Origin of the sequence: Cupriavidus phytohabitans (genome assembly GCF_017815025.1) — a bacterium.
Classification (GTDB): Bacteria; Pseudomonadota; Gammaproteobacteria; order Burkholderiales; family Burkholderiaceae; genus Cupriavidus.
This window is the reverse complement of record NZ_JAGIQB010000079.1, coordinates 1-15,872: the sequence shown is the minus strand read 5'-3', so window position 1 is coordinate 15,872 and position 15,872 is coordinate 1. Positions and strand designations below refer to the sequence as shown.

Annotated in this window: 14 protein-coding genes; 6 read left to right on the top strand and 8 right to left on the bottom strand. The window is 65.3% G+C overall.

The features are described 5' to 3' along the window. Nucleotides 1-165: 165 nt before the first annotated feature. Nucleotides 166-1,068, bottom strand: coding sequence for a LysR family transcriptional regulator (locus J8I34_RS31155; RefSeq protein ID WP_209776274.1), 903 nt, complete (start codon nt 1,066-1,068; stop codon nt 166-168). A 245-nt stretch (nt 1,069-1,313) separates the two neighbouring features. Between J8I34_RS31155 and J8I34_RS31150 the strand changes: the two genes are divergently transcribed. From J8I34_RS31150 to J8I34_RS31130, 5 genes are read left to right on the top strand one after another with little or no spacing between them, the layout of a single operon-like run. Beyond that, the gene (locus J8I34_RS31150) at nt 1,314-2,567 is read left to right on the top strand and encodes an aromatic ring-hydroxylating dioxygenase subunit alpha (protein WP_209808062.1); all 1,254 of its coding nucleotides are present in this window, start codon (nt 1,314-1,316) and stop codon (nt 2,565-2,567) included. 4 nt (nt 2,568-2,571) lie between these two features. Next, on the top strand, nt 2,572-3,042 hold the full coding sequence (locus J8I34_RS31145; RefSeq protein WP_209808061.1) for an aromatic-ring-hydroxylating dioxygenase subunit beta: 471 nt from the start codon (nt 2,572-2,574) through the stop codon (nt 3,040-3,042). Between the two features lie 12 nt (nt 3,043-3,054). Continuing rightward, a complete protein-coding gene (locus J8I34_RS31140; protein WP_209808060.1) occupies nt 3,055-3,369 on the top strand; it encodes a non-heme iron oxygenase ferredoxin subunit in 315 nt (104 codons plus the stop codon). A gap of 33 nt (nt 3,370-3,402) precedes the next feature. After that, nucleotides 3,403-4,656, top strand: coding sequence for an NAD(P)/FAD-dependent oxidoreductase (locus J8I34_RS31135; protein WP_209776265.1), 1,254 nt, complete (start codon nt 3,403-3,405; stop codon nt 4,654-4,656). Nucleotides 4,657-4,694: 38 nt separating this feature from the next. After that, on the top strand, nt 4,695-6,074 hold the full coding sequence (locus J8I34_RS31130) for an MFS transporter (RefSeq protein ID WP_209808059.1): 1,380 nt from the start codon (nt 4,695-4,697) through the stop codon (nt 6,072-6,074). An 86-nt stretch (nt 6,075-6,160) separates the two neighbouring features. Here J8I34_RS31130 and J8I34_RS31125 read toward each other — a convergent pair whose 3' ends face one another. Further along, nucleotides 6,161-6,502 carry a zinc ribbon domain-containing protein YjdM gene (locus tag J8I34_RS31125; RefSeq protein WP_209776259.1) on the bottom strand — a complete coding sequence of 114 codons (342 nt, stop codon included), beginning with the start codon at nt 6,500-6,502 and terminating at the stop codon, nt 6,161-6,163. Between the two features lie 246 nt (nt 6,503-6,748). Here J8I34_RS31125 and J8I34_RS31120 point away from each other — a divergent pair, with 246 nt between their 5' ends. Beyond that, the gene (locus J8I34_RS31120; RefSeq protein ID WP_245176276.1) at nt 6,749-7,324 is read left to right on the top strand and encodes a YitT family protein; all 576 of its coding nucleotides are present in this window, start codon (nt 6,749-6,751) and stop codon (nt 7,322-7,324) included. 88 nt (nt 7,325-7,412) lie between these two features. Here J8I34_RS31120 and J8I34_RS31115 read toward each other — a convergent pair whose 3' ends face one another. The 6 genes from J8I34_RS31115 to J8I34_RS31090 all read right to left on the bottom strand — a co-directional run. Beyond that, on the bottom strand, nt 7,413-7,844 hold the full coding sequence (locus J8I34_RS31115; protein ID WP_209808058.1) for a PaaI family thioesterase: 432 nt from the start codon (nt 7,842-7,844) through the stop codon (nt 7,413-7,415). Nucleotides 7,845-7,983: 139 nt separating this feature from the next. Beyond that, a complete protein-coding gene (locus J8I34_RS31110; protein WP_209808056.1) occupies nt 7,984-10,125 on the bottom strand; it encodes a PQQ-dependent dehydrogenase, methanol/ethanol family in 2,142 nt (713 codons plus the stop codon). A 197-nt stretch (nt 10,126-10,322) separates the two neighbouring features. Next, the gene (locus J8I34_RS31105) at nt 10,323-11,756 is read right to left on the bottom strand and encodes an aldehyde dehydrogenase family protein (RefSeq protein WP_245176275.1); all 1,434 of its coding nucleotides are present in this window, start codon (nt 11,754-11,756) and stop codon (nt 10,323-10,325) included. 234 nt (nt 11,757-11,990) lie between these two features. Continuing rightward, on the bottom strand, nt 11,991-13,880 hold the full coding sequence (locus J8I34_RS31100; protein ID WP_209808053.1) for a sigma-54-dependent Fis family transcriptional regulator: 1,890 nt from the start codon (nt 13,878-13,880) through the stop codon (nt 11,991-11,993). 266 nt (nt 13,881-14,146) lie between these two features. Next, nucleotides 14,147-15,016 carry a hydroxymethylglutaryl-CoA lyase gene (locus J8I34_RS31095; protein ID WP_035878617.1) on the bottom strand — a complete coding sequence of 290 codons (870 nt, stop codon included), beginning with the start codon at nt 15,014-15,016 and terminating at the stop codon, nt 14,147-14,149. Between the two features lie 22 nt (nt 15,017-15,038). Then, a partial coding sequence (locus tag J8I34_RS31090; protein ID WP_305826462.1) for an acyl-CoA carboxylase biotin carboxyl carrier protein subunit occupies nt 15,039-15,872 on the bottom strand: 834 nt, incomplete at its 5' end.

Here is a 15,872-nt window from a genome sequence, read left to right as displayed (position 1 = left end):
AACCAACCCGCGGATATCAGCATGATCCACCGTCGAGACTTACTGCTACGTCGCCCTCCAGGAAATTGGGGGAACTACATGCAACTGTGAAACTGAATCAAACCAATCTCGATTGACACGGGGAGTCATATCAGCTGGATGACGACCTCGCCAGTGGCCGGGACCCTATTCCGAAAACAGTTCAATAAACTCGTTGCGCAGCCACTGGTTCGCAGGATCGCGATGATACCGGGCATGCCAGAAGAGATTGATCTGGATAGTCGGCAGCGCGAACGGATGGCTGACGTACCGGAGCCCGAAGTACCTGGCACACCGTTCCGCAAAGGTCCAGGTTACGGTGGCGACCAGGTCAGTGGTGGCAATGATGTCCGCCAGCGCCACGAAATGCGGGACGCGCAGCCGGATGCTCCGCTGTACACCGCCCTGGGCAAGGATTTCGTCGACCCGGGCATGCCCTGTGCCTGCCGCAGTGACCACGACATGCTCCGCGGCTTCGAAGTCCCGCATGCTGACCTTCTTCTTGTCCATCGCGTGACCGGGACGGAACAGGCAGACATAGCGCTGGCGGAACAGGCGCCGTTGAAAGAATTCTGTACTGAGTTCAGGCAGGTGGCCGACAGCGAGGTCGGTCTTTCCCTGACTCATCTCGGCCGCCAGGTCGACCGCCGTATTGCGCACCGTCGTCACCGTCACACCTGGCGCACGTTGCCCAAGCGCACCCATCAGCGGCGGAATGAAGTGCACCTCGCCGATATCCGTCATGGCGATCCGGAAGGCGCGCACGCTGCGCAACGGATCGAATGTCAGCTTGTGACTGAGCGTTGCCTGCAACGACTCCAGCGCATGGCTTACCGGCTCGGCCAGTTCCTGTGCTAGTGGTGTCGGCAGCATTCCCTTGCTGCTCCGAACAAAGAGCTGGTCACCCAGCAAGGTCCGCAACCGGGCCAACGCATTGCTGACGGCCGGCTGGCTCAGGTTCATGGCCCTGGCCGTTCCGGAAACAGTCCCCTGCCTCAGCAGTTGATCGAACACGACGAGCAGGTTCAGGTCGACGTCCCTCAGTTCCATCGCGTGCCTTTATTGATTTCATGAATATCAACTATAGCCGGGATTCTATTGGTTTATTGAGGTCGATGTCCGATGATCGTTTCCATACGAAAAGACATACGGAGACGCCCCATGAACCTCGCCCCCCTCTGGCGATAGCCCGCACCGGGGAATCCTTCCCGACCTGAAGCCACCCCAAGCGCACAGACATCGCACAGGCCCACCTGGCACGTGCGCGGACTCCGTTCGCCTCTTTGGAAACAACCATGGCAACTGCCTCCCATGAAGACCGCCCAGTGTGGGCCGACGACGGCATCAGCCGCATCCCGTTCCGCGTCTATACGGACACGCAGCTTTACCAGCGCGAACTCGAACGCTGCTTCTACCGCGGCCACTGGAACTATGTCGGCCTCGAGGCCGAGATCCCGAATCCCGGCGACTTCAAGCGCACCACGCTCGGCGAACGTTCCGTGATCCTGGTGCGCGACCAGGACGGAGAGATCAACGTCATCGAGAACGTATGCGCGCATCGCGGCATGAAGTTCTGCCGGGAGCGCAGCGGCAACCGGAAGGATTTCCACTGCCCCTACCACCAGTGGAACTACGACCTGAAGGGCAACCTGCAAGGGGTGCCGCTGCGTCGCGGCGTCAGGCAGGACGGCAAGGTCAACGGTGGCATGCCCGCCGACTTCAAGCCGCAGGAGCACGGGCTCACGCAACTGAAGGTCGCCACGCGTGGCGGGGTCGTGTTCGCGTCGTTCGACCACGATGTCCCCTCGCTCGAGGCTTACCTCGGGCCGGACATCCTCGGCTACTTCGACCGCCTGTTCAATGGCCGCAAGCTGAAGGTCCTCGGCTACAACAAGCAGCGAATCCCGGGCAACTGGAAGCTGATGCAGGAGAACATCAAGGATCCCTACCACCCCGGCCTGCTGCATACGTGGTTTGTCACGTTCGGGCTCTGGCGGGCGGACAACAAGGCGCGCCTGGTGATGGATGCCGAGTTCCGCCACGCCGCGATGGTGTCGACGCGCGGCCAGGGCGGCAAGAGCGACGTGACCTCCGGCGTGTCCAGCTTCAAGGACCAGATGGCCCTGCACGACGACCGCATTCTCGACATCGTCCACGAACCGTGGTGGGGCGAGCCGACCGCGGTAATGATGACGGTCTTCCCGGGCGTGATCTTCCAGCAGCAGGTCAACTCGGTGTCCACGCGCCATATCCAGCCCAACGGCCCCGACTCCTTCGACTTCGTCTGGACGCACTTCGGCTTCGAGGACGATACCGAAGAAATGACGCAGCGCCGCCTGCGCCAGGCCAATCTCTTCGGGCCAGCGGGCTTCGTGTCCGCCGACGACGGCGAAGCCATCGAATGCTCGCAGGAAGGCTTCACCCAGAAGCCCTGGCATCGCGTGATCGCCGAACTGGGTGGGAAGACCGCGGAAAACACGGAGCACATGGTCACCGAGACCCTGATCCGCGGCATGTACGCCTACTGGCGCAAGGTGATGGAGGTCTGAAGCCATGAACTTCACTGACTACTACGCGCTGCTCGCCCTGCACGCCGACTACACGAGCGCCGTGGACAACGGCGAATGGGACCGCTGGCCGGAATTCTTCACCGAGGACTGCCTCTATCGGGTCCAGCCGCGCGAGAACCACGAGCGCGGGTTTCCGCTCGCCACGCTGTCGCTCGAAGGCAAGGGGATGCTGAAGGACCGCATCTATGGCATCCGGGAGACGCTGTTCCACGATCCCTATTACCAGCGCCACATCGTCGGCGCGCCCCTGATCCGGGAGGCCCGCGCCGACAAGATCGTGGCTGAGACGAACTATGCCGTGCTGCGCACCAAGCCGGACCAGATGACCGATGTGTACAACGCTGGCCGCTACCTGGACACCATCGTGCGCGCGCCTCAGGGCTGGCGCTTCGCGTCCCGGATCTGCGTATTCGATAGCGAGATGATTCCCAACTCGCTGATCTACCCCATCTAGCAGGAGCCATTCATGACCGAAACCTGGATCGAGGCAGCGCTGCTGTCCAGCGTGCCGCAGGACGATGTGATCGCCGTCGCCGTGCAGGGCAAGGAGATCGCCCTGTATGGTGTCGACGGCGACGTCTATGCCACCGACAACGTCTGCACGCACGGCCACGCGCGCCTGTGCGACGGCTTTCTTGAAGGACACGAGATCGAATGCCCGCTCCATCAGGGCAGGTTCGACATCCGCAACGGCGCAGCGATGTGCGCCCCGCTGACCGAAGGCATCCGTACCTATCCGGTCCGGATCGAAGGCGACAAGGTCTACCTCGACCTCGGCTGAAACGTGCCGGTCATGCAACCACAAGGGACGCACATGAATTCCGAACGACCACATGGCGCGACTGCCCTGTCGCCAGCCGCCACCATCGTCATCATCGGCGCGGGCCAGGCCGGCGGCTGGGCCGCCCAGACGCTGCGCAGCGAGGGCTTCACCGGCCGGCTCGTGCTCATCGGCGACGAGACCCACCCACCGTACGAGCGACCGCCGCTGTCCAAGGCCGTGCTTGCCGGTGAGGCGGCACCCGCCAGCACTTGGCTGCTCAAGCCGGAGGCGTTCGAAGCGCTCAGGCTGGAGTGGTGGGTGGACATGCGAGCGGTCCGCATCGACCGCGGCGCGAAGTGCCTGGAGATGTCCAACGGAGAGCTGCTGTGTTACGACAAGCTGATCCTGTGTACCGGCGGCAGGGCGCGCGCACTTGCTGTCCCGGGTGTGGAGTCTACGCCGAGCTATACCTTGCGCACGATCGGCGATGCCTTGTCGCTGGCGCCTGAGCTGCGACCGGGCCGCAGCATCGTTGTCATTGGCGGCGGCTGGATCGGCCTGGAAGTCGCCGCCACCGCGCGGCAGAACGGAGCGGAGGTTACGGTCGTCGAAGCGCAAGGCCGGCTGTGCGAGCGCACCGTGCCACCGGAGATCTCGGAACACCTGCTCGGGCTGCATGGTGCGCACGGCACCCGCGTCATGCTCGGCGCCCACATCACCGGCATGGCGCAAGGCGCCGACGGCCTGTCCGTGGTGATGCTTGCCGATGGCAACACGCTGACGTGCCACGCCATCGTCGCGGGTGTAGGTCTCATGCCCAATGATGAGCTTGCTCGTGATGCCGGACTGGAATGCGAAGGCGGCGTGATCGTCGACAGAAGCTGCCGCACTTCCGACCCCGATATCTTCGCCGCAGGCGATGTGGCGGTAAGGCCCAATCCATGGGCCGGACGGCGTTTGCGACTGGAATCCTGGCAGAGCGCACAGGACCAGGGTATCGCCGCGGCGCGCGCGGCTCTCGGCCTTCCCGTCGACGATGAATCCCTGCCGTGGTTCTGGTCGGACCAGTATGGCGTGAACCTGCAGATCTTCGGCTTTCCGCTGCAATCACATCGCGTGGTGGCACGTGGCACGCCCTGCGGGGACAGCTTCGTGCTGCTCTACCTCGACGGCGATGTCATCCAGGCCGCGGTCGGTGCCAACGCCGCGCGCGACCTCCGCTTCGCACGCCGCCTGATCGAGCAGCGCAGGCAAGTCGATCCCGGCCGCCTCGCCGACCCGAGCGTTCCCATGGCAAAGCAGTAGTCCATCTACACAAGAAAATGCACCGGAGACAAGCCCCCATGTCGCAGATTGACGTCCACAAGCTGGCCGACGAGGCCGCCTTCAACCGCTTCCATGCACGCGTACTGTGCTGGTGCGCACTCATCATCATCTTTGACGGATACGACCTGGCGGTCGTAGGCATCGCACTACCTTCGATCATGAAGGACCTCGGCGTGGCACCGGCGCAAGCCGGACTCATGGTCAGCTCCGCCCTGTTTGGCATGGTGTTCGGCGCGATCTCTCTCGGCACCCTGGCAGACAGGATCGGCCGGCGCTGGGCCATTGCGATCTGCGTCATCCTGTTCAGCGTCTTCACTGCAGCGGCCGGCCTGGCCAGGGATCCCCTGCTGTTCGGCGTCGCGCGCTTCCTCGCCGGGCTCGGCATCGGCGGCGTCATGCCCAATGTCGTCGCGCAAATGACGGAGTACGCACCGAAAAGGATGCGGGCGACGCTTGTCACCCTGATGTTCAGCGGTTATGCCGTCGGCGGGATGCTCGCTGCCATCCTCGGCAAGGGCCTGATTGAAACGTACGGCTGGCAATCGGTGTTCCTCGCTGCCGGCCTTCCCGTTCTGCTCGTCCCCTTCATTCTTAAGTCGCTGCCCGAATCGATGCCCTTCCTGCTGAAAAGGGGGGACGAAGCGGGATTGCGGCGCATTGCTTCCAGCCTCGCACCAGGCCGCCAGTGGTCCACGGCCGATCGCTTCGCCGTGCCGGCCCAGGACAAGGCCGACAGCGCGCCGATCCGGCATCTGTTCCACGAGGGCCGCGGCTTCAGCACCATCATGTTCTGGATCGCGTTCTTCATGTGCCTGTTCATGGTGTACGCGCTGAGTTCATGGCTGACCAAGCTGATGGCAACCGCGGGGTACAGCCTGGGCTCCGCGTTGACGTTCGTGCTGGTCCTCAACATCGGCGCGATGATCGGCGCGGTGGGGGGCGGATGGCTTGCCGACCGGTATCACATCAAGTACGTACTTGCCGCGATGTATGGGCTGGCCGCCTTCTCGATCACGCTCCTTGGGTTCAGGCTGCCCGAGGAACTGCAGTACCTCGCGGTAGGCCTTGCCGGCGCGTCGACCATCGGCACGCAGATCGTAGCGAATGCCTACACGGGGCAGTTCTATCCGACCGCTATCCGTTCTACCGGGCTCGGCTGGGCACTGGGTATCGGTCGCAGTGGAGCAATCCTGGCGCCAATCGTCATTGGCGTCCTGGTCGCCATGAATCTGCCGCTGCAGCAGAACTTTGTTGCGATTGCCATTCCGGCCGTGATTGGCCTGATCGCGATCCTGATGGTCGATCACAGGCGATCGGCATCGGCAGCTCTCAACGAGGGCGCCCCAGCCGAGGCAAGCGAATCACAGATCACGCTTTCCGTCGCGGATCGAAAGTAGGCGATACAGAGGCTTGGCCTTCGAAGAGCCCACGGCTACGATGCCGCGGGTCGGAGTGAGATCGGGATTAGTCCTTCCGGCCCTCGTCACACCTTCCTGACGAACTCTGATTTCAGGCTCATGGCACCAATGCCATCGATCTTGCAATCTATATCGTGGTCACCGTCGACCAGGCGAATGTTCTTCACCTTGGTGCCCATCTTGATCACGCCGGTTGAGCCCTTCAGCTTGAGGTCCTTGATGACAGTGACGGTATCCCCATCCTGCAATACATTGCCCGCCGAATCGCGATAAACCCTGGCCTCCGCTTCGGCCGGCGCTGATGCCTGCACCGACCATTCATGAGCGCATTCCGGGCAAATATAGAGACCCCCATCCTCATAGGTGAACTCGGAATTACATTTCGGGCAGGGAGGTAATGCGCTCATGGCTAATCTTTTTGGTGCGTGGCGAAGGCCGAAAGTATACTCCCCTGCCCGGCGGGACAGACTGCTGGACGAACTCATAGCTTGGCGGCTGTCGCTTGACCAGGATCATGCGAGGCCTCGTCCAGCGTCGCTACACTACGCCAGTCGTAGTCCGACGCGCGCCCGACCCTATCTGGATGAGCAGGTCTCGAAGCCGTCTTCGCCCCCGCCTCTGCCATGAAGCCTGCTATCGCCCAACATACCCCCATGGAGAACATGCAGGCACTGCTGATCGGCACACTGCTTGTCGCACTGGCGGTGTCCATGTTCAAGCAGGCAGGCTTGCTGTCGGGCGGTACGGCTGGTCTGGCATTCCTTGCCCATTACCTCGGCGGCATACCGTTCAGCCTGGCGTTCTTCGCCTTCAACCTGCCCTTCTACTGGCTTGCGTGGAAATACATGGGCGGGACGTTCACCTTCCGGACGTTCGTGGCCGTGCTGTTGTTCTCCGTCGAAACCGACTTGCTGCCGCGCTGGCTCAGCTTCGCCACGCTTGATCCCACGCTTGCCGCAATACTGGGAGGCGCATTATTGGGCAACGGATTCCTGATCCTGTTCCGGCACAAGGCGAGCCTCGGCGGTGTCGGCATCCTTGCATTCGTGCTTCAGGAACGGCTCAACTGGCGTGCCGGCCACATCCAGATGGCGGTGGATGCGGCGATCGTCGCAGCGGCCCTCCTGACCGTTCCATGGCCGCGTGTCGCTCTCTCCATTCTCGGCGCCGTGGTCCTCAACTTTGTGTTGGCAACCAACCACCGCCCGGGACGCTACGTGGTCCAGTGACCATGGCTGGCCGATTCTCTCAGTCACCTGGCAGCGCGAGCGATCATTTCCGCCGCGGATTCCCCTGGGGGACGCACGCCCCCTCGCCCTACTTCAGGTACTTCATGGTGGCAACGCCCGTCGCCACCAGCAACTCCTGGTCGAGCCACACCTCCGCGCGCGAAAAGAAGATCGAGCGCCCGCGCCGGTCGACAGCGCCCTTGGCCGTCAGCACGCTGCCCGTGCCATTGCTCAAAAAGTTGGAAGTCAGCGACAGCGTCACCGCATGCCGCGCCGCCTCGCCCGGCGCAGAGAACAGGCCGGCATAGCCGGTGGCGGCGTCCAGCAGCGTGCAGATCGTGCCGCCATGGACCACGCGGCTGCGGTTCAGCATGCTGGACGTGACTGGCAGTTCAAGTTCCACGTAATCGGGGCGCCACTGCGTGATGCGGACACCGATGCTTTCGAGGGCGGGGTTGTCGAGGGAGAAACCGCCGCCGGCGCCACCCTCCGTCACGGTTTCCGTTGACTGGATTTTCATTTCACTGCTCACCACGGCTCAAATTGTCCAGGCGGTATTTCCTCTCAATTCGAGGCACCACGACAATTCCGATTTGGCGAACAGCCACTTTTGCGTGCGTGAAGCGCGCGGGCCATACCGGCCTGCGCGCGCACTCCTGTCAGGGCTTCTTCGGCCGCACCGCGTCGGCGGTGCCCTGGATGAACGCCTGGATCTTGACCACGTCCTCGGCCGTCAGCTTGCCGGTGAAATCCGGCATGCCCTTCTGCACGAACGGCCCGTTGAACAGGATCTTGTCGAGGTGCTCGATCATCGGCGCGCCGACATAGGCCAGGTTGGGGATATTGCCGCCCTTGTCGACGCCGGGCACGCCATGGCAAAAGACGCAGTTGTTGACATAGAGCTTCTGCCCGTCGGCCACCTTGGGGGGGTCGTACTTCACCCCGCTCAGCAGCGGTGCCATCGCGTAAGGCGCCGACTCGGGCATCGGCTTCCTGCCGTTCAGGACAAAGGTGTAGACCCGCCCCGGCGCCTGCTTGTCGCTCCCGCGCTGGCTCAGGCCATACACGCCGCCCCAGCCCACTGCCACCGAGACGTACTGCTTGCCGTCGAGCAGGTAGGTCACGGGCGCCGCGACCACGCCGGAGCCGGTCGGCGCCTGCCACAGCTTTTCGCCGGTGCCGGCGTGGTACGCCACCAGCCGTCCGTCCGCGGTACCCTGGAACACCAGGTTGCCGGCGGTCGCGAGCGTGCCGCCGTTCCACGGGCCGGCATGGTCCTGGTGCCATACCGCCTTCTGCGCCAGCGGGTCCCAGGCGATCAGCCGCCCCATCGGCTTGCTTTTGGGCGGCTCGGCATTGACCAGCATGCCCAGGTTCCAGCCCACGCCGCGATGCGCCTCGGGCGAGTCCTTCTGGTTGTGGGCCCACTCCTTGTTGTCTGCCAGCGTCAGCGGCACGTGCTGCGCCGGGATGAAGGCCAGCCCCAGCCTGGGGTGGAACGACATCGAATGCCAGTTGTGCGCGCCGAACGGCCCTGGCACGATATCCGCCGGCTTGCCCGACGTGTCCGACTGCGGCGTCTCGATCGGCCGGCCCTCCTTGTCATAGCCCGAGGCCCAGTTGACGTCGACGAAGTTCTTGGCTGAGATGAACTTGCCGTTGGTCCGGTCGATCACGAAGAAGAAGCCGTTCTTGGGCGCGTGCAGGATCACCTTGCGCGGCTGGCCGTCGATCTTCAGGTCGGCGAGGATGATGTCCTGCGTCGAGGTGTAGTCCCAGTTGTCGCCCGGGGTTTCCTGGTAGTGCCACACGTATTCGCCGGTATCGGGATTCAGCGCCACCACGGAGGCCGCGTAGAGGTTGTCGCCGCCCTTCGGGCTGCGCAGCTTGCGGCTCCAGGGGCCGGCGTTGCCGGTGCCGATGTACATCAGGTTGAGCTCGGGGTCGAACGCCATGGTGTTCCACACCGTGCCGCCGCCACCGTTGACCCAGTACTTGCCGCTGGGATCCCAGGTGGCCGCGGCCTTTGCCATGGCTTCGTTCTCGAAGGGCCTGGCGGGGTCGCCCGGCACCGTGTACCAGCGCCATTGCTGCTTGCCGGTCTCGGCATCGTAGGCGGTGATGTAGCCGCGCACGCCGTACTCCGCGCCACCGTTGCCGATGATCACCTTGCCTTTGTAGACGCGGGGCGCGCCGGTGATGGTGTAGGACTTGCCGCGGTCGACGATGGTGTCCTGCTCCCACGCCTTCTTGCCGGTAGCGGCGTCGATCGCCACCAGCCGGCCGTCGAACGCACCGACGAAAACCTTGCCCTTGTACAGCGCCACGCCGCGGTTGACCACATCGCAGCAGCCCTTGTAGGCCTGGTCGCGCGGCACCTGCGGGTCGTAGGTCCACAGGCGCTTGCCGGTGCGCGCGTCGATGGCGTGTACCACGCTCCACGGCGCGGAGACGTACATCACGCCGTCGACCACCAGCGGCGTTGCTTCCACGCCGCGCGTCGATTCCAGGTCGTAGGACCACGCCAGCCCCAGGTTCCTGACGTTGCCCGCGTTGACCTGGTCGAGCTTGCTGAACCGGGTCTCGGCATAATCCAGTCCATAGCTGGGCCAGTTCGGCGTGCCAGCCTCGTTGGCGCGGATGGCCGCGCCGTCCACACGCGCGGCGGCGTTGGCCGGCTTGTGCGTCTTTGCCGGGCGGCCGGCGGCGGTGCCATCGGCGCCGAATGCCATTGGCGCCGGCAGCGCCACGCTGGCGGCGGCCATCACGCTCACTAGCAGCCGTACCTTGTTGCTATGCATCTTGGTCTCCTCTGTCTTTTTCTTGATATGGCGTTTCGAAGTATTGGTGCGGTCGTCGCGCGATACGCCGTTGGCCGAGGTCTCGCCGCCGAAAGCATACGACAGCCCGCCGCGCACATCGAAGTGCCCGGTGAAGTGATAGCGCAGCCAGCCCCGCCCCTTGCTTGCGCCGCCCGCCGTGCTGCAGGCCTGCTGCGTCAGCTGGCCTGCGCGCGCGCGATATTGATCACGCTCAGTTGCGCATACTCGGCCAGCCCTTCCGGCCCGAACTCCACGCCGACGCCGGACTCCTTGGCGCCCACCAGCGGGATATGCGGGCCGAAATGCAGGTGGTGATTGACCCATGCCGTGCCCACATCGAGACGCCATGCCACCGCATAGGCGCGCTCTTCTTCGCGTGACCATACCGAGCCACCGAGTCCGTACGGCGTGCCATTGGCGCGCGCCACGGCTTCGTCGATGCTGTCGAACTTCAGCACCGGCAGGATCGGCGCGAACTGTTCCTCCGCCACCAGCTCGCTCTGGTCAGTCAGGTCGCGCACGATGGTCGGGGCGACGAAGTAGCCATCGCCCTTGAGCAGCGCGCCGCCCGCCAGGATCTTGCCGTCGCGGCGCGCGCTGGCCAGGAAGCGGCCGGCCTTGTCGTACTGCATCGCATTCTGCAGCGGCCCCATCGTGACACCGGCTTCCGCGCCGTTGCCGACCACCGCGCGCCCGGCCAGGTCAGCCAGTGCATCGCACAGCGCGTCATGGACCGAGGCATGGACATAGAGCCGCTTCAGCGCCAGGCATACCTGCCCGCAGTTGTAGAAGGCGCTGCCGAAGATCTTCGGCGCGATTTCCGCCACATCGGCATCGTCGAGCACGATGGCCGCGTCGTTGCCACCCAGCTCCAGCGTGATGCGCTTCAGTCCCGGGCCGGCGCTCGCGATCACCTTCTTGCCGGTGGCGGTCGAGCCGGTGAACGAGACCTTGGCCACATCGGGATGCGAGGTCAGGTAGCTGCCCAGGTCATTGGCATCGGTGATGACGTTGATCACGCCGGGAGGCAGCAGGTCGGCCAGGATCGCCCCGAGTTGCAGCGTTGCCACCGGCGTGGTCGGCGCGGGCTTGAGCACCACGGTATTGCCCATCAGCAGCGCCGGCGCCAGCTTGTAGGCGGCAATCAGCACCGGGAAATTCCACGCCGCGATGGCCGCCACCACGCCCAGCGGCTTGTGGTGCAGTTCGATGCGGTGGGTAGCGTCGTCCTGCACCAGCGACACCGGCAGCTCCAGCCCGGCGATATGGCGCACGAACGCTTCGGCGAACTGCAGTTCCTGGCGCGCCTCGGCCAGCGGCTTGCCCTGTTCCAGCACCAGCGTGGCGGCGAGGTCTTCGGCATTGTCGCGCAGCTCGTCGGCAAAGCGCAGCAACAGCGCACGCCGCTGCGCCAGTTCCAGCGCGGCCCAGCCGGGCTGCGCGGCCTTGGCGGCAGCGACCGCGGCGGCGGCCTCGCGCTCGGTGGCGCGCGATACCGTGGTGAACACCTTGCCGGTGGCGGGGTTGACCACGTCGAGCGTGGCGGTGCCCTGCACGAGTCTTCCGTCGATCAGCAGTCCTGCATTGCCGTGCATCGCTTGTCTCCTCATGTTGATTCCTGGTTGGTATGCGATGCCCTGCAACGCAAGCGGCGTGCCTGCCGCAAAGACCGAGCGCCGGCGCGTGTTTTCGCGCCAGCTGCACATGGCAGCGCCGGCGCGACGCTGCGCTGTGTGTCGCAATCTGATCCAATGTCTCGATACAGGTAAGACAGGCCGCCAATGAAAAACCCCCGCTGCCACGGCTTGGGCGAGCAGGGGTCGAGGGGGGATGGAAGGACCGTTCTAACGGATCTTGGCGCGTGCCATCTTTCGGTACAACGTCGCGCGCGAGATGCCGAGTGCGCGCGCGGCCTCGGAACGGTTGCCGCTCAGCTCGTCGAGGGTGCGCTGGATCAGCTGGTTCTGCGCCTGCGCCAGCAGCATCGGCTGGCCGGCGGCGGGCAGGACGTCCGCCCCGGTCACCCGTGTCGCCGCTTCCAGCCAGCTCTCGTCGAGATGCTCGCGCCGGATTTCCTCGCTGAGGCCCGACAGCGCCACCGCGGTACGCAGCACCTGGTGCAGCTCGCGGACATTGCCCGGCCAGGGATGCGACATCAGCAACGCCATCACGTCGGCGTCGAGCGCCTTGCGCCGGCCGCGCGCCAGCGTCTGCAGCATCGCGGCGATCAGCTCGGGCAGGTCGGTGCGGTCGCGCAGCGCCGGCACGCGCACCGACATGCCGTTGATGCGGAAATACAGGTCCTCGCGGAAGGCGCCCTGCCGCACCAGCTCCGGCAGGGTGCGATGCGTGGCGCATATCACCGAAAGGTCGACCGGGATGGGCTTGGCCGCGCCGACACGTGTCACGCAGCGCTCCTGCAGCACGCTCAGCAGCCGCGTCTGCAGTGCCAGCGGCATGTCGCCGATTTCGTCGAGGAACAGCGTGCCGTGGTTGGCCTGTTCGATCTTGCCCGCGCAGCCGCCGCGGCGGCTGCCGGTAAAGGCGCCGTCGGCATAGCCGAACAGCTCGGCTTCGGCGAGCCCTTCGGGAATCGCCGAGCAGTTGATCGAAACAAAGTTGCCGTCCGGCCGGCTGGCCTCGTGCAGCGCGCGCGCCAGCATGGTCTTGCCGGTGCCGGTCTCGCCCAGCAGGATCACCGGCACCTGCGCACCGACCGCCATGCTGGCCTTGTCGAAGGCGCGCGCCAGCGTGGCATCGGCAATGAGGTGGCCGGCCAGCGGACCGGTGTCCTCGGCGCGTGGCGCGGCGCCACGGGAGCGCGGACGCTGTGTTTCGCTTGCAGAGACATGCAGCCGCCCGCCGGCGACCGTGCGCACGACGCTTTGCACCGCACCTCCGGGGCCATGCATGCCTTCGGCAAAGACACTGCCGATATCGACCGCGCCGATCTCGGCGCTGCCAAGCCGCAGCATGTCGCGGGCAGTATGGTTTGCCGCCACGATCACGCCGTCGGCGGACACCGCGACGATGCCTTCCGCCGGCGTATGCAGCATGCGCCGGTCGTGGTGAAGGCGCACGATGCAGCAGCCGGGCAGCCGCTCGAAGGTGCGGTTGCCGATCGACGTGGCCGCAGCGCGCACATGGCTGACCGCGTAGGCAGGCAAGTCGACGCCGAAGCCGGTGATATCGAGCACGCCGATCAGCCGGTCATGGCAGTCGTAGATCGGCGCGGCGGCACAGACCACGTCGACCAGCTCGTGCAGGAAATGCTCGCCGCGGCGGATCTCGACGGCGCTGCCGCCCTCCGCCAGCAGGCAGCCGGGTGCGTTGGTGCCGATGCCGGTCTCGCAGATGCGCCGGCCATGCTGCAGCGGCGATGGCCCGCCCGGCCCCGCGCCCAGGCGCCCGCGGGAGGACACGATCACGCCTTCGGCATTGGTGCAGAGCACGATCCACTGCTGCGACGGAAAGGCGCCGGCCAGCACTTCCATGTCAGCGCCAGCCAGTTCGATCAGCGCGCGGTTCTCTTCCTCGCTACGCCGGACCTCGCTGTGCGTGATGACATCCGAAAACAGCATGCGCTGCTCGGGACGCACGCCAGCGCGCGCGGCACGCTGCCATGAACGCATGATCAGGTCGGACACGACGCCGGCGGGCACGTCCTTGCCATCGAGGAAATCCCGCCGTGCAATGTTGGCATCGCACAGCAGGCTTGTCGGTGCGGGGGGCATTGCCTTGTCTCCAGTGGTCGGCGTCGCGCGGTGCCGCGAGGGAGCGGTAAGCCCCGATGCCGGTGGCACGCCCGGCCGTCGTTGCGGCCAGGTCGTCTATCGCGCGACCCTGTGCTGCGGTTGTGGCGGCGCGAACTGGAAAGGTACTTTAAGAGAGCCCCCGGGCGAATTCAAGCGTTGCGTGGCAGGTTCGGCGAGGCTGTCTCAGGTTGATGCAAGCGGTGTCTCAATATGAGACAAGCGCCCCGCATCGAGGGGCGCTTGCGTTACTGCAATACCGGCTTGCCGATGGCCCTGGAGATCAGTCCGGCCGCGGCAATGACCTTGTCCAGATCAACTCCCGTCTGCATCCCCAGGCTCGCCAGGCGCTGCAGCAATGCCTCCGTCGCCACGTTCCCTGTCGCGCCCTTCGCATATGGGCAACCGCCAAGCCCGGCGACGGAAGCATGGAAGATGCGGATGCCGGCTTCCAGGCTCGCCTCGACGTTGGCCAGGGCATGGCCATACGTGTCGTGGAAGTGCCCGGATAGCTGTCCCAGCGGGAATTCCGTGGCGGCGGCAAGCATCACGGCCTTCACCTTGTCGGGTGTGCCTACGCCAATGGTATCGGCGATATCGATCTCGTCGCAGCCCAGCTCGCGCATGCGCCGCACCACGTCGAGCACGGCATCGATTGGGACTTCGCCCTGGTAAGGGCAGCCCAGTGCGCACGACACGCTGGCGCGGAGCCGCACGCCCTTCGCCTTGGCGGCCGCGGCAACGGGCTCGAAGCGCGCCATCGACTCGGCGATCGAGCAGTTGATGTTCTTCTGCGAGAACGCCTCGCTGGCCGCGCCGAAAATCACGACCTCGTCTGCGCCCGCTGCAAGCGCGCCTTCCAGGCCCTTCATGTTCGGCGTCAGCGCCGAGTAGATGATGCCGGGGCGCCGCCTGATCGCGGCCATTACCTGGGCACCGTCGGCCATCTGCGGCACCCACTTCGGCGAGACGAACGATGCCACTTCGATATTGGGAAAGCCCGCGTCGGTGAGCTGGTCGATCAACGCCACCTTGGTCTCGGTGGGGATCAAATTCTTCTCGTTCTGCAGGCCGTCGCGCGGGCCGACTTCAACCACCTTGACCTTGTCCGCATGCATCTGCCGGATCTCCGTAAAAGAATCAGGTACCGAACGCCAGCAGCTGGGCGCCTTCGGTCACCTGCTCGCCAACGCCATACAGCACTTCGCTGACCACGCCGTCGGCGGGCGCGCTGATGGTGTGCTCCATCTTCATCGCCTCCATCACCAGCAGCGGCGTGCCGCGCGTGACGGTGCTGCCGGCTTCGACCATCACCGCGATGACCTTGCCCGGCATCGGCGCGGTCAGCTTGCCACCCTCGCCTTCGGCTTCGCCGGCGTGGGACAGCGGATCGATCCAGCTCAGCAGCAAGTGGCGGCCCGCCGAGAAAACGTGGAAGTCGTCCGCCTCCGCATGCACGTGCCCATGCACACGGCGCGTGCCGAGGTCGATGCGGATATCGTCGGCCTTGCATACCGAAGAGAACGGCACGGACTGGCCGGCGTAGGCCAGCGTGCTGCCGCGCGCGTTGACATGCAGCGTCACGTCGAGCACCTGTTCGCCGTAGCCGAAGCGCAGTTGGCGCGAGACGCCGCCGTTGAGCCGCCACGCCCCGCCGTGGGTCCACGGCGAATGCTGGTCGGCGGCATCGATGCGGCGTTCGTGCATCTCGCGATCCAGCAAAGCGGCCACGGCCAGCGCGACAGTGTCGATTCCGACCGGCTCAGGCTGCGGGAACAGTTCGCTCTCGTTGCGCTCGATCAGTCCGGTATCGAGGTCGGCGGTGCGGAACGCTTCCGACTTCACCAGCCGCTGCAGGAACGCCACGTTGGTCGACAGACCCACCACGTGGTATGCGGCCAGCGCCTGGCGCATGCGCGCCAGCGCCTCGTCGCGGTCCTTGCCCCAGACGATCAGCTTGGCAATCATCGGGTC